Origin of the sequence: Novosphingobium capsulatum NBRC 12533 (genome assembly GCF_001598375.1) — a bacterium.
GTDB classification, from domain to species: domain Bacteria; phylum Pseudomonadota; class Alphaproteobacteria; order Sphingomonadales; family Sphingomonadaceae; genus Novosphingobium; species Novosphingobium capsulatum.
On the sequence record NZ_BCYV01000021.1, the window covers coordinates 50,688 to 68,591 of the forward strand.

The window sequence follows — 17,904 nt, forward strand, 5'->3', positions numbered from 1 at the left end:
AAATACGATCAGGAGGCTCAGTGCGGTCGCACGGGCGAGCCAGCTATCCCGCCGAACCAGTCCCGCAATACCGGCGAAAGGGTCTGCGGGTTGCCGCCGATATGGCGAAGATCCTCCGCCAGCAGTGGCGGGCGGACTGCGAGGAAATATATCGCGAGGCCCGTCGTGAGAATGCCAAGTGCGATCAGCACCCCGGCCGCCAGAGCGGGTCTGGTCCGAGAGGCGGCCGGCGCTAACATTTTCTGTCGAGACTCAGTTCGGCGATGATGGGACAATCTGGCCGCTCGTCGCCATGACAGCGCTCGGCGAGATCGACGAGGGTCTCGCGCAGGGTCGTCAGCGCTTCGGCCTTGCGCTGCAATTCCTCCGCCCGCGCCAACGCGACCCGCTTTACATCGGCGCTGCTGCGGCCCGTGTCGGCCCACAGGCCGAGCAGGGTCCGGATCTCCTCGATCGGAAAACCGAGATCGCGGGCATTGGCGATGAACCGCAGGCGATGGAGGTCACTCTCGCCATAGTCGCGATAACCCGCTCCCCGGCGCGGCGGCGCCGGGATGAGGCCGATCTTCTCATAATGGCGGATCATCCGCTCCGAGACCCCGCTTTGCTTCGACGCCTCCCCGATGTTCACAGCGCTTTCCGGTTGAGGCGCAGCGCGTTGGTGACCACGCTGACCGAGGAGAGCGCCATGGCGGCGGCCGCGATGATCGGCGAGAGCAGGATGCCGAACAGCGGATAGAGCGCGCCCGCCGCCACCGGCACCCCGGCGACATTGTAGATGAAGGCGAAGACCAGGTTCTGGCGGATGTTGGACATGGTCGCCTGGCTCAGCCGCCGTGCCCGCACGATGCCCATGAGATCGCCCTTGAGCAGCGTCACGCCCGCGCTCTCGATCGCGACGTCGGTGCCCGAGCCCATGGCAATACCGACATCGGCGGCAGCCAGTGCGGGGGCGTCGTTGACCCCGTCGCCGGCCATCGCCACCACGCGCCCCTCGCTCTTCAACCGCGCGACGACGGCACTCTTCTGGTCGGGCAGTACCTCGGCTTCGACATCGTCAATGCCGAGCCGCCTTGCCACCGCCTCTGCTGTGGTGCGGTTGTCGCCGGTCAACATCACCACGCGAATGCCTTCGGCCTTGAGTGCGGCCAGGGCCTCCGGCGTCGTCTGCTTCACGGGATCGGCGATTGCAAAGGCGCCGCCGACGGTGCCGTCGACGCCGATGAAGATCGCGGTGGCGCCATCCCGGCGCAGGGCGTCGGCCTGCTCCGCCAGCGCGTCGGTTGCTATGCCCTCTTCCGAGAGGAACCGCGCATTACCGAGCACGATCCGGCGGCCGTCGACGGTGCCGAGCGCGCCGCGTCCGGTGGGGGAATCGAAGTCGGTGACGTCGCTCGTGGGGATGCCGCGATCCTTGGCGGCCTCGACGATCGCCAGCGCGAGCGGATGCTCGGAGGCCCGCTCGACCGAGGCGGCAAGCCGCAGCAGTTCGGCTTCGTCGAAGCCGGGCGCCGGCACGATCTGGGTGACGGCAGGCCGGCCTTCGGTCAGCGTGCCGGTCTTGTCGACGACGAGCGTGTCGACTTTTTCCATATGCTCGAGCGCTTCGGCATTCTTGATGAGGACGCCGAGCCCGGCGCCGCGGCCAACCCCGACCATGATCGACATCGGCGTGGCGAGACCCAGTGCGCAGGGACAGGCGATGATCAGCACGGCGACCGCCGCAACCAGCCCGTAGGCGAGGCGCGGCTCGGGGCCCCAGATGCCCCAGGCGATGAACGCGACCACCGCGACCGCGATGACCACGGGCACGAACCAGCCCGACACCTGATCGGCCATGCGCTGGATCGGCGCGCGCGAGCGCTGCGCCTCGGCGACCATCTGGACGATGCGCGCGAGCATGGTGTCCCGGCCAACCTTGTCGGCGACGATAACGAGCGCGCCGGTCTGGTTGAGCGTGCCGCCGATCACCGTGTCGGCCTTGGCCTTGGTGACGGGCATGGACTCACCGGTGACCATCGACTCGTCGAGCGAGGAACGGCCGTCCTCGACCACGCCATCGACCGGCACCTTCTCGCCGGGACGCACACGCAGGCGGTCGCCGACCGCAACGAGATCGAGGCTGATTTCCTCTTCACTGCCATCGGAACCGATCCGGCGCGCGGTCTTTGGCGCAAGGTTGAGCAGCGCCTTGATCGCGCCCGAGGTCCGCTCGCGCGCGCGCAGTTCGAGCATCTGGCCGAGCAGCACGAGGACAGTGATCACCGCGGCCGCCTCGAAATAGACGGCAACCATGCCGTCCTCTCCGCGGAAGGCGGGCGGGAACAGCTGGGGCGCGAGCGTCGCGACGACGCTGTAGATCCAGGCGACCCCGGTCCCCATCGCGATCAGGGTGAACATGTTGAGGTTGCGGGTCTTGAGCGAGGCCCAGCCACGCTCGAAGAAGGGCCAGCCCGCCCAGAGCACGACGGGTGTCGCCAGCACGAACTGGATCCATACCGAGATCGACATCGGCACGAGGCGATGGATCGCGGGGAAGAGATGCGCGCCCATCTCGAGGATCAGCACCGGGAGGGCCAGCATCAGGCCGACCCGGAAGCGCCGTGTGAAATCGACCAGCTCATGGCTGGGGCCGCTGTCGGCAGTCACGGTCGCGGGCTCGAGCGCCATGCCGCAGATCGGACAGGATCCGGGATGGTCCTGCCGGATCTCTGGATGCATCGGGCAGGTCCAGATCGTGCCTTCGGGCGCCGCGACCGGCGGCGCTGGCGGGCCGAGATAGCGCTCGGGATCGGCGATGAATTTGGTCCGGCAGCCCGCGCTACAGAAATGATAGCGTTCACCGCCATGCTCGGCTTGATGCGCCGTGGTCGCCGGGTCGACGGTCATGCCGCAGACCGGGTCCTTGACGCCGGTCGCCGCTTTCGCGGCGCTGTGGCCGCCGCAGCAACCGCCGCCATGCGCCGCTCCATGTGTCTCGTTCATCGCCTTGCTCCTTTCGACGCCTGACGATCTAGGGTCTGACACCGTGTCAGGGTCAATACGTAATCGCCTAAGCGGACAAATCGGCGGGCCCGTTCGCCTGGCCGCCATCAGCCAAGGTCATTGGCAACCGTAAGGCCGTGGTCCTGCGCCGGTCGATGCGCCGTAAACAGGTCGATCGCGCCGGTGATGGTCAAAAGCCGAAACGTCTCGGCCACATGCCTGAAGCCGGCCGCCGCGATCAGGCCGGGGAGCACGCCGTCGGCATTGGGCCGGGTATCATCGATGCCATCGAGCCCCTGCACGGTCAGGCGGAAGGCGAGCCGCATGAGACCGTGCTGGCGGCCATAATCGGCGATCACCAGGCGGCCACCCGGGCGCAGCATGGCGAACATGGCGCGCAGGGTTGCCGCCTTCTCCCTGACCGGCATCTGATGCAGCACGAGACTCGACACGACAGCGTCGGCGGTGCCTGGGGCCACGTCCCTGGCAAATCCCTGACGCCAGTCGATATCGGCCTGCCGCGCAGCGGCCTTGTGCCGCGCGATGTCGAGCGCCTCGGCATCGGGATCGAGACCGATCACCTGCGTCCTGGGCTCGGCTTGCTTGAGCATCAGCGCGAAGCTGCCGGTGCCACAGCCGACGTCGACGACCGTCTCACCGGCTTTGGGCGCCAGGGCGGCGAGCATGGCGGCACGCCACCGCTTCTCCCGCGTCCACAGGCGGATCGCGCGATCATAGTCTTTCGTCGATCCGGTCCCGAGCGGCGGGGTGTAGGATTGCATTGGCTTCTCCCAACGCGAGGCGTCCGAAACGATAAGCTACATCGACATGGGCGGCGATAGTGTCCCCAGCCAGGCGACGAGCCCGAGAATGACGATCGCAAGACCGCCTTCGACGACGAGGCTCGCGCGCAGCAGCGCCTGCGCCCGTGGCGCGTCCTCTTCCTCGATCGCCTGCGCCAGTGCCGGGGTCAGGCGATAACGGTTGAGCGCGGCCAGGCCCAGCATGCCGGCGAACAGCAGCAGCTTGGCGATGAGCAGCAGGCCGTAGGTCGACTGCCCGAGCGAGGCGACGTTGCCCGGGCCGACCAGGAACCAGCCGTTCACCGTCCCGGTCAGGATCAGCAGGGCGACGATGATCGTGCCGACGAGGGAGAAGCCCCGCAGGGCTTCCTCGGCGAGCGTGATCCGGTCCATGTCTTGAGCGGCGAGATCATCGGTTGCGAGCCTGGGAAGTACCAGCGCGAGGAAGGCGGCAAGCGCGCCGACCCAGGCGCCGGCGGCGAGCAGATGGATGAGATCGGCCAGCAGTTGCAGCCAGCCCGCCTCGCCTTCGCCGGCCGCGCCATGCCCGCTCCAGGCGAGGGTCGCGAGCGCGACCGCGCCCGCCAGAGTGGAGGCGATGAAGGCAGGACGGGATTGCCGGCGATACAAGGGGATGCAGAGCAGAAGAACGAGGAGCGCGACGAGGCGCGCCTTCAGCGCCGTTCCCATGGAAGTGCCGTTGAACAGCTCTGCGACCATGGAAAGATCAGGCTGGGCGAGTGGCAGCCCGGTCATCGCCGCAGCCTGCAACGCGAACCCCAGCGCCGACAGCAGGAGGGCGAGACAGGCGAGACCGGCCACCATTGCCGCCATCGGCAGATGCCGCTGCACCATCCGGCCGCCGCCGGGCGCATAGAGCGCGAACAGCGGCAGGCCGAACAGCAGGCCGAGATCGACGTAGAGCGCCCAGCGGACGGCGACGAGTGCCACGTCGTTCATGGCGTCACTTGACGGTAAAGGCGAGATTGCCCTGGATGCGGTGCGTGTCGGTCGAGACGACGTGCCAGGCGACCTGATAGCTGCCCGCCATGAGCGGCTTGGCGAGCGTCAGCACGAGCGTCTTGTCGCCTTCGACGGACGTCTTGAAGCCGGTTACCGCCATGCGGTGGTTGGGCATGCCGGGCATGCCGGTCATCACGATCTCGGCGCCCGACAGCTTCGGCATCAGACCTTCACTGAAGGTGAGCGTGATACGCGACGGCGCCGGGACGCTGGCGTTGGCGGCGGGCGTCGAGGACACGAGCTTGGGATGGGCGTAGGCCGGAGCAGAAACACTCAGGCCGACGGCGGCGATGGCTGCGAGCGGCGAAAAGAAGCGCATTTGGACATTCTCCTGTCAGTGACATGAGAGAATACGCAGCCGCGACCTGCACCCCTCGCAATTTTGTTTTTGTTCCCGGACAAGGGTTGCCGGACCATCCTGCGTATTGAGAAGTGAAGACGGAGAAACATCATGGACCACCTCGACGACATGCTCAGCCGGTTGCGGGAAGCCCCCCTCGATCCCCGGCTTGCCGGGCTGGACAGCCGCGTCATGGCCGAGATCGCCCGGCTCCAGGCCATGCCCCGCCTGAGCGCCACGACATTCGGTATCGCCGCGGCAGCAGCCTTGTTCCTGGGAATTGCCGGCTCGGCCGTGCCTGTGCGGTCGACCGAAGCCGGGCCGATATCGCCCTTTGACGCGCGGCTCGCGCTCGCTCCTTCGACGCTGCTGAGTTCACAATGATGCGCGACCGCCGGCTCCTGCTCCTCGTCCTGCTGACCTTTGCCGCGGCGATCGCCGGTGTGGTCATCGGCCGCGTCTATGTGGTTCCGGTGCGCCCGGTCGAAAATGAGTTGCACGACCTGCTCCATCGCGATCTGAAGCTGGACACCGCGCAACATAGCCGTCTCGAGACGATCGAGAAGAACTATGCGATCCGGCGTCAGGCACTGGAGGCCGAACTGCGCGCCGATAACGCGCGGCTCGCCGAGGCGATCGAGGCGGAGCATGGCTATGGTCCTCGGGTTGCAGGGGCGGTGGATCGCTCGCACCAGGCGATGGGCGCGCTGCAGAAGGAAACACTCGAGCATATCTTCGCGATGCGGGCCGTGCTGCGCCCGGATCAGACGGACAAGTTCGACGACGCCGTGGTGAAAGCGCTGACGGCCAAGTCCAAATGACCGCGTGCCTCCCCGACTGCTCGGACGGGGAGCTCGCGGCTCTGGCGCTTGGAGGCCGGCAAGCGGCCTATGGCGAGCTGGTCCGCCGGCATCAGGGCTGGGTGCACCGCCTCGTGCGCAGCCATGTCGGGAACCGCGACGAAGCGCTCGACGTGACCCAGGCGAGCTTCGTCGCCGCCTTCGCCGCACTCAACCGCTATGACGCTGCGCGACCTTTTCCGGTCTGGATGTCGCGGATCGTCATCAACAAATGCCATGACTGGCGCCGCCGCCGCGCGGTCCGCAACTTCTTCTCCCACGCGCTGGCGCTGGGGGAAGCCGAACATGTCGTCGACGAGGCGCCACTACCCGACCAGGCGATCGGCGCCGAGCAGCAGCTGGCAGAGGCCATGAAAGCGATCGCCGCCCTGCCCGCATCGCTCAAGGACACGCTCGTCTTGCGGACGATCGATGAGAAATCGGAAGCCGAAACCGCCGAGATTCTCGGCATCAGCCAGAAGGCAGTCGAGACCCGCCTCTACCGCGCCCGCGCACGCCTCGCGGAAATGTTGAAGAAAGTTTGAGGGGGATGAGGCCACGCTGCGTATTTCCAATAGGTCCGCCCTCTTTCTTAAAGCTGAGACAACCGAATGATTTCTGCTCTCGACCGCCGCCAGTTCCTCCGCGGCGCGGCCCTCGCCGGCGGCGGCGCCGCCTTGTCAGCCTGGCTGCCGGCCTGGGCGCAGACGATCTCGCCGGGGATGCGACCGACGCTGCCGGCCGTGTCGGGCGAAGACATCACGCTCACCATCGCCCGGCAGTCGATGACCATCGACGGGCGCAAGTTCCGGGCAATCGGCCTCAACGGCACGGTCCCCGCCCCGCTGATCCGGCTGCGCGAGGGCCAGCGCGTGCGGCTCAACGTCATCAATCAGCTGGAGGAGGACAGCTCGATCCACTGGCACGGGCTGATCCTGCCGGCCAATATGGACGGTGTGCCGGGCGTGTCTTTTCCGGGCATCAAGCCGGGCTCGAACTACCTCTACCAGTTCTCCGTCGTGCAAAGCGGCACCTACTGGTACCACAGCCATTCAGGCCTGCAGGAACAGGAAGGCCATTACGGCCCGATCATCATCGATCCCGCCGGTGCCGATCCGGTCGCCTATGACCGCGAGCATGTCATCGTGCTCGCCGATCACAGCGCGCTCTCGCCGCAGGCGATCTTCCGGCGCCTCAAGGTCAACCCCGGCCATTTCAATTTCCAGCGCCAGACCCTGGCCGGGCTCCTGTCGGGCAAGGATCAGCCGCTCAAGGACCGGCTCGACTGGGGCCAGATGCGGATGGACCCGGCCGACATCTCCGATGTGACCGGATCCACCTACACCTATCTCGTCAACGGCCATGGTCCGATGGACAACTGGACCGCGCTCTTCACCCCGGGCGAACGGGTGCGGCTGCGGGTCATCAATGCGTCGGCGATGACCACCTTCAACGTCCGCATCCCCGGCCTGCCGCTGACCATCGTCCAGGCCGACGGGCAGAATGTGGTGCCGGTCACCGTCGACGAGTTCCAGATTGGTGTTGCCGAGACCTACGACGTCGTTGTCAGCCCAGGCGATGACAAGGCCTACACCCTTGTCGGCGAGGCGATCGACCGCTCGGGCATGGCGCGTGCCACGCTCGCGCCGAGGGCCGGCATGGCCGGCGAGGTTCCCCCCTTACGCAAACGGCCGCTCGCCGACATGAAGGACATGGGCATGGACATGTCCTCGATGCCGGGCATGGAAGGCATGGACATGTCGGGCGGCGCTATGCGGGGCGTCGATCCGACGGCCGAGAAGAACGCGTCCGCGCGCCTCGCGACCGGCGCGGCGGCAGCGATGGCGACCATGGACAATAGCGCCATGGCAGGCATGGATTATTCGGGGATGGATCATGGATCGATGGCCGGCATGGACCACGGCGCGATGGGCGCCGATGGCCAGATGGCGGGCATGGATCATGGCGGGCACGCGATGGGCTCGATGAAGATGCGCGACTTCTCGAACGCGCCGCAGGTGAAGCGCGACCCGAGCGTCCAGACCATCTCGCCGATGCCCGTAGACCGCACCGGCGAGCCCGGCCAGGGCCTCGCCGACGTCGGCCACAAGGTGCTTGTCTACAGGGACCTGATGGCGCTCGATCGCAATCCGGACGTGCGCGCGCCGAGCCGCAGCATCGACATTCACCTCACCGGCAACATGGAGCGGTTCATGTGGTCGTTCGACGGCGAAAAAATGTCGGACCATCACGAGCCGATCCCCTTCATCGAAGGCGAGCGGGTGCGCGTCAATCTCATCAACGACACGATGATGGGGCATCCGATCCATATTCACGGGCATTTTTTCGAGCTGGTGACGGGGCATGGCGATCATGCGCCACGCAAGCATACGGTAATCGTCCAGCCCGGCGGCAAGGTGACCTGGGACTTCACCGCCGACGCGGTCGGCGACTGGGCCTTCCACTGTCATCTCCTCTACCACATGCATGCAGGGATGATGCGGGTCGTGAGCGTCCGTCCGAAGGGAGACGCGTAATGACCCGCATCCTCACGCCGCTGGTGAGCGCGATCGCCCTTTTCGCTGCCGCGCCCGCCTTTGCCCAGGATCATTCAATGCACGGCATGCCCGGCATGGCGCCGCCGGGCGAGGTGCCGCCGGCGCAGGAGAAAAAGAAGGACAAGGCCGCCGCGCCGCGCCCCAAGCCCGCTACCAGGCCGCGCGCTCAGAAACCAGCGCCGGGCACCATGCCGGCAATGGACCATTCGCAGGACCAGGCCAGTCCTGCGCCACAGGCAGATGCCGCCGGTCAACCGCAACCCGCTGCTCCCGCGATGGCGGAGATGCCGGGCATGGACCACTCCCGGCATCAGGACGGCGCGATGCCGGACATGCCCGGGATGGACCATTCGCAGCATGGCCAGACCGCCATGCCCGGAACCTCCGCCATGCCCGGCATGCAAATGACCGGCACGGCGCTTCCGGCCGGCAATGCGCCCCCGCCGCCTCCCCCCAGCGACCACTTCGCCGATCGTGATTTTCCCGGCGCCGAGATGGCGCGCTCACGCGACATCATGATGAAGGACAGCGGCGGCAACAATTTCGGGCAGGTGCTGCTCAACCTGTTCGAGTATCAAGCGCATAGCGGTCGCGATGGCTATCGCTGGGATGGCGAAGGCTTTTACGGCGGCGATATCAACCGGCTCTGGCTCAAGAGCGAGGGCGAAGGCGAGTTCGGCCGCGGCATCGACAGCGCGGAGGTGCAGGTGCTCTATAGCCGGGCCATCGACCCCTATTTCAATCTTCAGGGCGGTATCCGCCAGGACTTCGGCCGCGGGCCCGACCGCACTTACGCGACGGTCGGCGTCGAGGGCCTGGCTCCCGGCATGTTCGAAGTCGAAGGCGCGCTGTTCCTCTCGACCAAGGGCGATGTTCTGGGCCGGGTCGAGGGCTATTACGACCAGCGCATTACCCAGCGCCTGATCTTGCAGCCGCGCGCCGAGGTCAATTTCGCCGCGCAGGATATTCCGGAGAACGACATCGGTTCGGGGCTGGTCAACATAGAGCTCGGCGCGCGCCTGCGCTATGAGTTCAGCCGCCAGTTCGCACCTTACATCGGCGTTTCCTATCTGCGCAAAGCCGGAGACACGGCGCGGCTGTCGAGGCTTGCGGGCGAGGACGTCCACGCCACCAGCTTCGTCGCCGGCATCCGCTTCTGGTTCTAGGATCGGGACAGCTGATGGCGGGGGCGAACAAGAGAGCGGGGCGTTACACTCATACCCAGGTCGGCCGGCGCCGAACGAAGGAGATACGCCATGGACCATTCGTCCCACATGAACACCCGGAAGATGGGTGCCTATTGGAGCCTTGCCGTTCAGACCGTCATCAGCGGCGTCATCATGTATCTGGTGATGTTCGTCATGATCGACGGGCTCGACAGCTTCTACAACAACCTCAACATGCTCTACATGACGCTGATGATGGTCGCACCGATGGTGGTGCTGATGATCCTCGCCATGCGACACATGTTCGTGTCGAAGGCCGCCAACATCGCGCTGATCGCCGCGTCGCTGGTCGCCTTCTTGGGCAGCTTCGCGTTCATCCGCACGCAGACCACGATCGGCGACACGGCCTTTCTGCGCTCGATGATCCCGCATCATTCCGGGGCGATCCTGATGTGCCAGGAAGCAAAGCTCAGCGATCCGGAAGTCATCCGGCTTTGCGAAGCGATCAAGCGCTCGCAGCGGCAGGAAATCGACGAGATGAAGGCCATACTCGCGCGGCGCTGAGTGGCACGGTCCGGCTACGCCCGGATACGTGCGCCCGGCCAGGCATGTGAGCCGGGACGATGGTCGACACGAGGCGCGGGCCGGACGAGATTGCCAGGGAGGTGGTGCGGCTTGCGCCGTTGTTCCTGCGACAGGCTGGCGGCCACGTCCTGACGCTGCTCGATCCTTCCGGGATGGTGCTGAGCTATAATGAAGAAGGCGAGCGTGCCGAATGCTGGCCGCTCGATCGCGTCCTGGGACAGCCCCACGACCTGTTCTACCCGCCCGACGAGATTGCGGCGGGGCGTCCAGGCGCAGACCTGGCGGCCGCCCTTCACGAGGGCACGCTGGAGCGCGAAGCGTGGCGGGTCTGCGAGAATGGAGCGGAGTATCTCGCGCGCCTGACGATCAGCGCCCTGTTCGAAGGCGACGCACATCGAGGCTTTGCCTGCATCAGTCGCGATGTCACCGACGAGGCGGCGGTCCGGGCGTCGATCGAGACCCGCGAGCAGCATCTCCAGTCGATCCTGGCGACGGTGCCGGATGCGATGATCATCATCGACGAGACCGGCGCCATCACATCCTTCAGCGCAGCGGCACAACGCCTTTTCGGCTACAGCGAAGCCGAGCTCGTCGGCCGCAACGTCTCCTGCCTTATGCCCCAGCCCGATCGCGACCGGCATGACGAATATCTCGCGCATTATCTCCAGACCGGCGAGCGCCGGATCATCGGCCTCGGCCGCGTCGTGGTCGGCCAGCGCCGCGACGGCTCGACCTTCCCGATGCAGCTGTCGGTCGGCGAGGCCGGTGAAGACGGGCAGCGGTTGTTCACGGGCTTCATCCGGGATCTCACCGCCAAGGAGCAGGATGAGCTCAGGCTCAAGGAACTGCAGGCAGAGCTGGTCCATGTCTCCCGGCTGAGCGCGATGGGCACGATGGCTTCGACTCTTGCCCACGAACTCAACCAGCCGCTTGCCGCGGTCGCGCTCTATCTCGAGACGATCCGCGACATGCTCGACGAGCGGGACGACGAACCCTTCGTGTCGCTGCGGTCGGTGATGGATGATGCCGCCCAGGAAACGCTGCGGGCCGGCCATATCGTCCGGCGCCTTCGCGATTTCGTCGCCCGCGGCGAGGTCGACAAGAGCCTCCACGAGCTGCCGCAGGTCATCGCCGAGGCGAGCCAGCTCGCGCTGGTCGGCGCACGCGAGCGCGGCATCCGCAGCTTCTTTGCGGTCGATCCCGCCGCGACGCTGGTCCTCGTCGACAGGGTGCAGATCCAGCAGGTGCTGGTCAACCTGATGCGCAATGCCATCGAGGCGATGGCGGAGTGTCCGGTTCGCGACCTCAAGGTGGCGACCAGGTTGCGCCCTGACGGGCTGATCGAGGTGACCGTGGAGGATACCGGCCCCGGCATCGCCGACGAGGTCCGCGAGCAGCTCTTCACGGCGTTCAACTCGACAAAGGCCGACGGCATGGGCCTCGGCCTTTCGATCTGCCGGACCATCATCGAAGCGCATGGGGGCCGTATCTGGATGGAGCGCCCCGACCGCGGCGGCGCGCGCTTTCATTTTACCTTGATCCATGCGCGGGCGGAGGAGGAACATGGGGGATAGACGCGTCATCCATCTGGTCGACGACGAGGAGAGCATCCGCAAGGCGGCGAGCTTTGCGCTCAAGACCGCGGGCTACGACGTCGTGACCTATGCCTCGGGCGTGGAGTTTCTCAAGGAGGCGAAGTCGGCGGCCGTCGGCTGCGTCATCCTCGACGTGCGCATGCCCGAGATGGACGGTCTCGAGGTTCAGGCCGCCATGGCAGCACGCGGGGTCAACATGCCGGTCATCGTCCTGACCGGCCATGGCGACGTGTCGGTTGCGGTGCAGGCCATGAAAGGCGGCGCGGTCGACTTTCTCGAGAAACCCTTCGAGAAAGCCGCCCTGCTCGGCGCCGTCAGCCGCGCGTTCGCGCGTCTCGACGATGCCGACCTTCGTACCCTGGAAACGTCCGAAGCAGGGGTGCGGGTCGCTGCACTGACGCCCCGGGAGCGGGAAGTGCTCGAAGGGCTGGCCAACGGCCTGCCCAATAAGACGATCGCCTATGACCTGGGCTGTTCATCGCGAACGGTCGAGGTCCATCGCGCGAGCCTGATGGCCAAGCTCGAGGTCCGCAATTTGTCCGAAGCCCTGCGGATCGCCTTTGCCGCGGGCATGGGCCGCAAGCCGAAGTGACTGCGACCTCTACGTAGCGACGGGACGAGGCGCGATATGCGATCGATGGTGCAATCGTCACACGGGTGTCCGCTTCTCGCAATGCCATCGGTCCGTTCCACTCAGCATGATGGCAGATACACCATCCTCGTCTCCGACGACGATCCCGGCGTGCGGCGTGGCCTCCAGCTGCTGCTGAGATCGCGCGGCTATGCCGTGTGGGGATATACGACCGGCCACGCGCTGTTGGCCGACCCCCGCGCGAAGGAGGCAGACTGCGTCATCCTCGACTATCGCATGCCCGACATCGACGGATTCGCGATGCTGCGTCACCTTCGCGAGATCGGATGGTCGGGACGCGCCATCATGATCTCAGGCTTTCACGACACGCTGCTGGCCTGGCGGGCCGCCGAGGCGGGCTTCGATCACGTTCTCGCAAAGCCGTTGATCGGCAGGGCTTTGCTCGATGCGTTGGACCGGCACCGCGCCGAGACGCTTCGAAAGCATTGAACTGTGGCAACCTGCCCCCGGCGGCCTCAGCCCTGCGCGATGTGGACAGCGGTCAGCGACGTCAAAGCCAGTGGTTGCGTTTGAACCGGATGTAGAGTCCGATGCAGACCGCAGCGATGACGCCGAGGATGACGAAATATCCCCACTGCGTCTTCAGTTCGGGCATATTCTCGAAGTTCATCCCGTAGATCCCGGCAATCGCGGTAGGCACCGCGAGGATCGCGGCCCAGGCGGCGAGCTGACGCGTGATCGCACCCTGGCGCTGCTGTTCGAGCAGGTGACTCGCCTCGAACACCGAGATCAGGATGTCGCGGATGCCGGTGATGGCGCTCTCAACCCGGAGCATGTGATCGAGCAGATCACGGAAATAGGGTTTGGAGGCCTCATCAAGCCGCGGAAGCTGCAGGTTCACCAGCTTGCGACCGACCTCGAGCATGGGTCCGAGCACGCGCTGGAAGCGGACGAGCTCACGCCGCAGCGTGAAAATCCGGGTCACCTCCTCGCGGGTGAGAAAGGCTGCAAGCATGCGCTGCTCCATCTTGAGGACGTCCTCCTCGATCGCCTCGACGATCGGGAAATAGCCATCGACGATGAAGTCCAGAATGGCATGGAGCACATAGTCCGGGCCCTCGCGCAGCAGGTCCGGCGTGATTTCGAGATGCGCGCGAAGCTCGCTGTGCGAGCGTGCCGAACCCTGCCGAACGGTGATGAGGAAATTCTTGCCCAGGAAAATCGCGGTGGAGCCGTAGGCGATATGATCGCCTTCAAGATGTGCCGTCCTGGCGACGATGAACAACTGGTCACCGTAGACGTCGAGCTTGGAAATCTGGTGGCCGTTGCCGGCATCTTCCACGGCAAGCGGGTGAAGGCCGTAATTTCCGGCGATGTCGGCAAGTTCTGTTTCGCTGGGCTGGGAGAGGCCGATCCACACAAAGTCATCCTTGGCGATATGCTCGCACGCCGGATCGATCAGGGTCACCGGCCGCAGCCGTTTGCCCTCGTGATAAAGAAAGGCGGCGACGACGCTCATGGCACTTTCCGGTGCCGCCACCTGCGGCGGCGACCGGAAGCCGTGTGCCTCGCCCATTGAGACGCGTGCACAAGCAGGCGCGCCTCGCCCTTTAACCCCAGTCGCAGGAAGACGAAGGCGGCGCGCAGCAATTCGAGCGAGAGCTTATAGAAGATGCGGCGGAGCGTTGGGTTTCGCAGAAGGCCGCTCCCGTTCATGACGCGCGTGGCTGGGCGGCGCGCTGCCACATCAAGGGCACGCAGACTGCGAAGGTCCGCGCACCCTTGATTGGCGACCGCGAAGGTTTTCCTCTCTTGCGATGGTACCAAGCGATTGCCCGTTTGGCGCTTCGGCAATCGTGTCGGATGGCTATACCTAAGTATCGGATAGCGGCGCTGACGACAGGGGTTGCCGGGCCCCGGTGAGGCGCGTCGCACCGCGCGGAGACGAAAGCTGGAAGACGGGAAAGCTCAACTGTCGAAAGCGACCGAGCGCGCGAGCGCTTCCTGGGACTGCAGAAAGGCGAGCCGCGATTGCAGCGCCGCCTGGACAACGCCGAAAGCGTCACCCCCCAGAGTCACGCGCAGCGGCGGATGGTCGCTGGTTGCGACATCGACGATCGCTTGCGCGATCTTTTGCGGGTCGAGCGTGTAGAGCTCGTTTCCGGCGGTCTCGAACATCTTGCGGATATCGCCGGCGGGCGTATCGCGATAGGCGGCGATCTCGCTGGCGAATTGCAGGTTGTGGCTGAAGCTGGTGCGCGCGCCACCCGGCTCGATCAGCGTCACGAACAGGTTGAAGGGTTCAAGCTCCTGGCGGAGGCATTCGCTGAAGCCCTCCAGGCCCCATTTGGCCGCATGATAGAGACTGCTCGTCGGAAGCGAGCCCTGACCGCTGGCGCTGGAGATCTGGATGATCCGGCCGCTCCCGCGCAGGCGCATCGCGGGGACAAAGGCGCGGGTGATGTGGATGGGCGCCATGAGATTGAGCGCGATCTGGCCTTCGACCTCGGCGTCCGACATCTCTTCGGTGGCGCCGATCACGCCGCCGCCGGCGTTGTTGACCAGAATATCGACGGGTCGACGCGCCTGCGCCCGGGCCACGACCGCAGCAATATCGTCCTTGACCGTGACGTCGAACGCTTCGACGCGCAGCTGGCTCGGATATTTCGCCGCAAGGTCGTCGAGGCTTTCGGGCCTGCGAGCCGTCGCGGTAAGGTCGTCGCCCGCGGCCAGGATCAGTTCGGCCAGATGGCGGCCAATGCCGCTGGACGCGCCCGTGAGAAACCAGTGATTGGACATATGCTGCTCCATATATTACCAACTGGTAGGTAACTTCATGTGTGGAATGCGTCAATGCCGGGAGGTGTGATGAAGGAACGAACCAGGCGGAATGCCGCACAGAGCCGCGAGAGGCTCCTGGCTGCAGCGACCGAGGAGTTCGCGTCCCATGGGCTGGCGGGCGCGCGGATCGATCGCATTGCGCAGGCGGCGGGTATCAGCAAGCCGATGCTCTACACCTATTTCGGGGACAAGGAGGCGCTCTTCGATGCCGCGCTGACGCAGGAAGTGATGGACGCGGCGCAGGCCGATCGCTTCGATCCCGATGATCTTGAGGGTTATGCGGGGCGCACCTATGACTTGCTGGTCGAGCGCCCGCGCTTGTGGAGGCTGCTGACCTGGCATCATTTGGAGCGTGGCCAGGATGTTCTGATGCTCCCGGCCGGCGAGGTCCTTCTCGGGGAGAAGCTGGACGGGATCGCAGCGGCGCAGGCCGAGGGGCGGATCGTCGCCGACTTCACGCCCATGGACGTCGTCCGGCTTGTCGCCGCCCTCACCCAGCTCTGGTGCATGACCGGAGCCGCACGCGACGCTACCGAGCATGCGGCGCGCAGGGCGACGATCATGCGGGCGGTGGGGCGACTGCTGCGCGTGTGATCGTGCGAGGCGCGCGTTGCCCGCCCGCGCGCCGATCAGGACACAGCAAGCTCCATCGCACCCCGCGACATTACCCGACCGCGAAGATACGGCGGCTCATCTGCTCGCGCTGCCCGTGGGCACGGCGGGCCGAGCGACGATCAGAATTGCGCGGCCACAGCCGAACCGGAGTGGATCGGCAAGTGAGCCCGTCGCAGCGCGATGACCTCAGGTCGCAGGCCTTGATGCGCGACGTTTCGTCAGCAGTCGTTTGAGATCCTTCGCAAGGCGATAAAACAGAATGACGATCCCGGTGACCACGATGAGCAACGTCGCCGATGCAGCGACAACGATCAGTGGATGGTTGTAACTGCGCGAGGCGCCAAGGTTCATGATATGGATTTTGTAAAAGAAATCATAGAAGTCCCACAGGTCCGAACGGCGACTGAGCACCTCTCCGGTGAACGGATCCAGATAGAGGCGACTATGCTCCTTGTCGGCGAAGCTGGCGCGCCACAGCGGCCCGCCGACCTGCGCTTCCTCGGGCGCCGTTTCCTGATAGTCGACCGCCTGCAGCCTGCCGGATCCTTTGTAGGACATCAGAGCATAGCGCCGAGCGTCTGCCAGACTGATCTCATCGACATTTTCGCCAGTGTAGGCGTTCCACCAGCTTTCGCTTCCGCCCCGCGCCTTGAGGACCCATATCGGACCGCGCGGCGTATTTTTGAGCGTGGCCTCGTTGAGGTTCCTTCTCACGATCTGGCTTTTGAGCCATGCGAGCATGGAATCTTTTGCCATCATGGGCGTCGTCGTCGCTCTCGGCAGCATCGTCTACCGGGCCAGCATCCGCCGGTCATCAACGTAGGGGTCACGACGGTGGAGCGAGCGGTCGGCTCTTCAAGCCCAACGCGATCGGCTCATTTCTCGCTCACCAGTCGTGAACTAACGGCAAATTTGTCAGAATTTGAGGGTGAAAGTGATTTATGGCCCTCATTTTTGTTTCAAGCAGCGCCTGCCGAATGCATCTCTGCGATTGATGTCTTCTGCAAAAGCTTGTTGGCATCGGATGCTCGCTGATCACACCTAACCCGTAATCGTGCCTCTGGCTGACATACCCGACAAACGTATAAGCTCGCCATGCGCGGGCGTCACCAACCCAATTCCGCGTGCGATCCCAAGCGCACAAGCTGCAAGGTGTCGTCATCGGGCTTGCGGTAAATCAGCACGAGGTCGGGCTTTATGTGGCAATCGCGATGGTCGCGCCAGTCGCCGGTCAGCGCATGGTCGCGGTGGCGCGGTGGCGCGGTGGCGCGGTTCAAGCGGCTCGTCGGATGCCAGCGCCTCGATGATCGGGATCAGGTCAGCGTCCAGCGTCTTGGCGTGCTGCCCCTTCTTCTCCCGCTTGTAGTCGCGCTTGAACCGCCCGAAGCGTTCAATCGTCCGCATTGAGGTCGGCCATCAGGTCGACCACCGTGGCGAACCGCTTGCCCTTTCCCTCGCGCGCTTCCTTCATGGCCTCGATCGTCTCGGCATTGGGCACCAGCGGTTCAAACGGCAAGGCCTTGTCGCGGGCAACGCGGGTCAGCATCAGGCGCACGGCATCGGAGACGGTCAGCCCCATAGCAGCCAGCACGGTCGCGGCTTCCTCCTTCACCGCTCCGTCGATCCGGGTCTGCACAAGAGCGTTTGCGGCCATGTCGATTTCCTTTCTGCATGACGATGTAATGCAAGCGAACGCAAAGTGCAATCAGGCAAAGCCCCGGCTATCGACATGGCGACCGGGCTTCGCGTTTTTCACCTTCAATGCTGTGAGTGCCATCGGTTCGGGGCCCTGATCGGGAATGTTGGGGCCGTTCTCACACTTTCGGTGGGCAAACGGTCCCACAATCGTTCCCACATTTTGGGGTGAAGCGCCCCGGGTTTCGCGGAGGCTCCTATTTGTGAGAAGGAGCTTTCGTTATGAGCAAGACCCGGAACAAGTTTTCGCCTGAAGTCCGTGAACGT

Annotated in this window: 20 protein-coding genes; 10 read left to right on the top strand and 10 right to left on the bottom strand. The window is 65.3% G+C overall.

The window, feature by feature from the left end; translation table 11 throughout:
- Positions 1–232: 232 nt before the first annotated feature.
- The 5 genes from cueR to copC form a co-directional block, all read right to left on the bottom strand.
- Positions 233–631: a Cu(I)-responsive transcriptional regulator gene (gene cueR / locus SCA01S_RS17930; RefSeq protein WP_007406402.1), complete on the bottom strand. Its 399-nt coding sequence runs from the start codon at positions 629–631 to the stop codon at positions 233–235.
- Positions 628–2,985, bottom strand: coding sequence for a heavy metal translocating P-type ATPase (locus tag SCA01S_RS17935; protein WP_062787967.1), 2,358 nt, complete (start codon positions 2,983–2,985; stop codon positions 628–630). Before SCA01S_RS17935 ends, cueR begins: the two co-directional genes overlap by 4 nt.
- 107 nt (positions 2,986–3,092) lie before the next feature.
- On the bottom strand, positions 3,093–3,767 hold the full coding sequence (locus SCA01S_RS17940; RefSeq protein ID WP_062787969.1) for a class I SAM-dependent methyltransferase: 675 nt from the start codon (positions 3,765–3,767) through the stop codon (positions 3,093–3,095).
- A gap of 36 nt (positions 3,768–3,803) precedes the next feature.
- Positions 3,804–4,748: a copper homeostasis membrane protein CopD gene (copD, locus tag SCA01S_RS17945; RefSeq protein ID WP_062787970.1), complete on the bottom strand. Its 945-nt coding sequence runs from the start codon at positions 4,746–4,748 to the stop codon at positions 3,804–3,806.
- Positions 4,749–4,752: 4 nt separating this feature from the next.
- Positions 4,753–5,130 (bottom strand): copper homeostasis periplasmic binding protein CopC, encoded by a 378-nt coding sequence (gene copC / locus SCA01S_RS17950; RefSeq protein ID WP_007406420.1) that lies wholly within the window; start codon positions 5,128–5,130, stop codon positions 4,753–4,755.
- A gap of 132 nt (positions 5,131–5,262) precedes the next feature.
- Between copC and SCA01S_RS17955 the strand changes: the two genes are divergently transcribed.
- From SCA01S_RS17955 to SCA01S_RS17995, 9 genes are all read left to right on the top strand, one after another.
- Entirely contained in the window at positions 5,263–5,535 is a 273-nt protein-coding gene (locus tag SCA01S_RS17955) for a hypothetical protein (protein WP_007406394.1), read from the top strand.
- On the top strand, positions 5,535–5,972 hold the full coding sequence (locus tag SCA01S_RS17960; RefSeq protein ID WP_025550099.1) for a periplasmic heavy metal sensor: 438 nt from the start codon (positions 5,535–5,537) through the stop codon (positions 5,970–5,972). The genes SCA01S_RS17955 and SCA01S_RS17960 overlap by 1 nt, the downstream gene beginning before the upstream one ends.
- The gene (locus SCA01S_RS17965; RefSeq protein ID WP_046765847.1) at positions 5,969–6,535 is read left to right on the top strand and encodes an RNA polymerase sigma factor; all 567 of its coding nucleotides are present in this window, start codon (positions 5,969–5,971) and stop codon (positions 6,533–6,535) included. The genes SCA01S_RS17960 and SCA01S_RS17965 overlap by 4 nt, the downstream gene beginning before the upstream one ends.
- 66 nt (positions 6,536–6,601) lie before the next feature.
- Positions 6,602–8,527, top strand: coding sequence for a copper resistance system multicopper oxidase (locus tag SCA01S_RS17970; protein ID WP_062787971.1), 1,926 nt, complete (start codon positions 6,602–6,604; stop codon positions 8,525–8,527).
- Positions 8,527–9,714: a copper resistance protein B gene (locus SCA01S_RS17975; protein WP_062787973.1), complete on the top strand. Its 1,188-nt coding sequence runs from the start codon at positions 8,527–8,529 to the stop codon at positions 9,712–9,714. The genes SCA01S_RS17970 and SCA01S_RS17975 overlap by 1 nt, the downstream gene beginning before the upstream one ends.
- Before the next feature lie 90 nt (positions 9,715–9,804).
- Positions 9,805–10,278, top strand: a complete 474-nt coding sequence (locus SCA01S_RS17980; RefSeq protein ID WP_062787975.1) for a DUF305 domain-containing protein — start codon at positions 9,805–9,807, stop codon at positions 10,276–10,278.
- 59 nt (positions 10,279–10,337) lie between these two features.
- Positions 10,338–11,873: a PAS domain-containing sensor histidine kinase gene (locus tag SCA01S_RS17985; RefSeq protein ID WP_062787977.1), complete on the top strand. Its 1,536-nt coding sequence runs from the start codon at positions 10,338–10,340 to the stop codon at positions 11,871–11,873.
- Positions 11,863–12,486 carry a response regulator transcription factor gene (locus SCA01S_RS17990; protein ID WP_062787978.1) on the top strand — a complete coding sequence of 208 codons (624 nt, stop codon included), beginning with the start codon at positions 11,863–11,865 and terminating at the stop codon, positions 12,484–12,486. The genes SCA01S_RS17985 and SCA01S_RS17990 overlap by 11 nt, the downstream gene beginning before the upstream one ends.
- Positions 12,487–12,567: 81 nt before the next feature.
- Complete coding sequence (locus SCA01S_RS17995; RefSeq protein ID WP_062787980.1) at positions 12,568–12,975, top strand: response regulator; 408 nt, start codon at positions 12,568–12,570, stop codon at positions 12,973–12,975.
- Between the two features lie 61 nt (positions 12,976–13,036).
- On the opposite strand, the gene corA is transcribed toward SCA01S_RS17995, so the two are convergent.
- Both corA and SCA01S_RS18005 read right to left on the bottom strand, forming a co-directional pair.
- Positions 13,037–14,005 carry a magnesium/cobalt transporter CorA gene (corA, locus tag SCA01S_RS18000; RefSeq protein WP_004212726.1) on the bottom strand — a complete coding sequence of 323 codons (969 nt, stop codon included), beginning with the start codon at positions 14,003–14,005 and terminating at the stop codon, positions 13,037–13,039.
- Positions 14,006–14,454: 449 nt separating this feature from the next.
- Complete coding sequence (locus tag SCA01S_RS18005; RefSeq protein ID WP_062787990.1) at positions 14,455–15,285, bottom strand: SDR family oxidoreductase; 831 nt, start codon at positions 15,283–15,285, stop codon at positions 14,455–14,457.
- 69 nt (positions 15,286–15,354) lie between these two features.
- Between SCA01S_RS18005 and SCA01S_RS18010 the strand changes: the two genes are divergently transcribed.
- On the top strand, positions 15,355–15,921 hold the full coding sequence (locus SCA01S_RS18010; RefSeq protein ID WP_062787982.1) for a TetR/AcrR family transcriptional regulator: 567 nt from the start codon (positions 15,355–15,357) through the stop codon (positions 15,919–15,921).
- Positions 15,922–16,128: 207 nt separating this feature from the next.
- Here SCA01S_RS18010 and SCA01S_RS18015 read toward each other — a convergent pair whose 3' ends face one another.
- The 3 genes from SCA01S_RS18015 to SCA01S_RS18025 form a co-directional block, all read right to left on the bottom strand.
- A complete protein-coding gene (locus SCA01S_RS18015; RefSeq protein WP_245652757.1) occupies positions 16,129–16,683 on the bottom strand; it encodes a PepSY-associated TM helix domain-containing protein in 555 nt (184 codons plus the stop codon).
- Positions 16,684–17,048: 365 nt separating this feature from the next.
- Positions 17,049–17,219: a type II toxin-antitoxin system YafQ family toxin gene (locus SCA01S_RS23075; protein WP_439646873.1), complete on the bottom strand. Its 171-nt coding sequence runs from the start codon at positions 17,217–17,219 to the stop codon at positions 17,049–17,051.
- Positions 17,220–17,332: 113 nt separating this feature from the next.
- On the bottom strand, positions 17,333–17,596 hold the full coding sequence (locus SCA01S_RS18025; protein ID WP_004212689.1) for a type II toxin-antitoxin system RelB/DinJ family antitoxin: 264 nt from the start codon (positions 17,594–17,596) through the stop codon (positions 17,333–17,335).
- Positions 17,597–17,904 lie beyond the last annotated feature (308 nt).

Coding starts and splice junctions, on each gene's coding strand:
- SCA01S_RS17935 (WP_062787967.1), bottom strand. CDS start 2,985: ATGAACGAGACACATGGAGCGGCGCATGGCGGCGGTTGCTGCGGCGGC.
- SCA01S_RS17940 (WP_062787969.1), bottom strand. CDS start 3,767: ATGCAATCCTACACCCCGCCGCTCGGGACCGGATCGACGAAAGACTAT.
- copD (WP_062787970.1), bottom strand. CDS start 4,748: ATGAACGACGTGGCACTCGTCGCCGTCCGCTGGGCGCTCTACGTCGAT.
- copC (WP_007406420.1), bottom strand. CDS start 5,130: ATGCGCTTCTTTTCGCCGCTCGCAGCCATCGCCGCCGTCGGCCTGAGT.
- SCA01S_RS17955 (WP_007406394.1), top strand. CDS start 5,263: ATGGACCACCTCGACGACATGCTCAGCCGGTTGCGGGAAGCCCCCCTC.
- SCA01S_RS17960 (WP_025550099.1), top strand. CDS start 5,535: ATGCGCGACCGCCGGCTCCTGCTCCTCGTCCTGCTGACCTTTGCCGCG.
- SCA01S_RS17965 (WP_046765847.1), top strand. CDS start 5,969: ATGACCGCGTGCCTCCCCGACTGCTCGGACGGGGAGCTCGCGGCTCTG.
- SCA01S_RS17970 (WP_062787971.1), top strand. CDS start 6,602: ATGATTTCTGCTCTCGACCGCCGCCAGTTCCTCCGCGGCGCGGCCCTC.
- SCA01S_RS17975 (WP_062787973.1), top strand. CDS start 8,527: ATGACCCGCATCCTCACGCCGCTGGTGAGCGCGATCGCCCTTTTCGCT.
- SCA01S_RS17980 (WP_062787975.1), top strand. CDS start 9,805: ATGGACCATTCGTCCCACATGAACACCCGGAAGATGGGTGCCTATTGG.
- SCA01S_RS17985 (WP_062787977.1), top strand. CDS start 10,338: ATGGTCGACACGAGGCGCGGGCCGGACGAGATTGCCAGGGAGGTGGTG.
- SCA01S_RS17990 (WP_062787978.1), top strand. CDS start 11,863: ATGGGGGATAGACGCGTCATCCATCTGGTCGACGACGAGGAGAGCATC.
- SCA01S_RS17995 (WP_062787980.1), top strand. CDS start 12,568: ATGCCATCGGTCCGTTCCACTCAGCATGATGGCAGATACACCATCCTC.
- corA (WP_004212726.1), bottom strand. CDS start 14,005: ATGAGCGTCGTCGCCGCCTTTCTTTATCACGAGGGCAAACGGCTGCGG.
- SCA01S_RS18005 (WP_062787990.1), bottom strand. CDS start 15,285: ATGTCCAATCACTGGTTTCTCACGGGCGCGTCCAGCGGCATTGGCCGC.
- SCA01S_RS18010 (WP_062787982.1), top strand. CDS start 15,355: ATGAAGGAACGAACCAGGCGGAATGCCGCACAGAGCCGCGAGAGGCTC.
- SCA01S_RS18015 (WP_245652757.1), bottom strand. CDS start 16,683: ATGCTCGCATGGCTCAAAAGCCAGATCGTGAGAAGGAACCTCAACGAG.
- SCA01S_RS18025 (WP_004212689.1), bottom strand. CDS start 17,596: ATGGCCGCAAACGCTCTTGTGCAGACCCGGATCGACGGAGCGGTGAAG.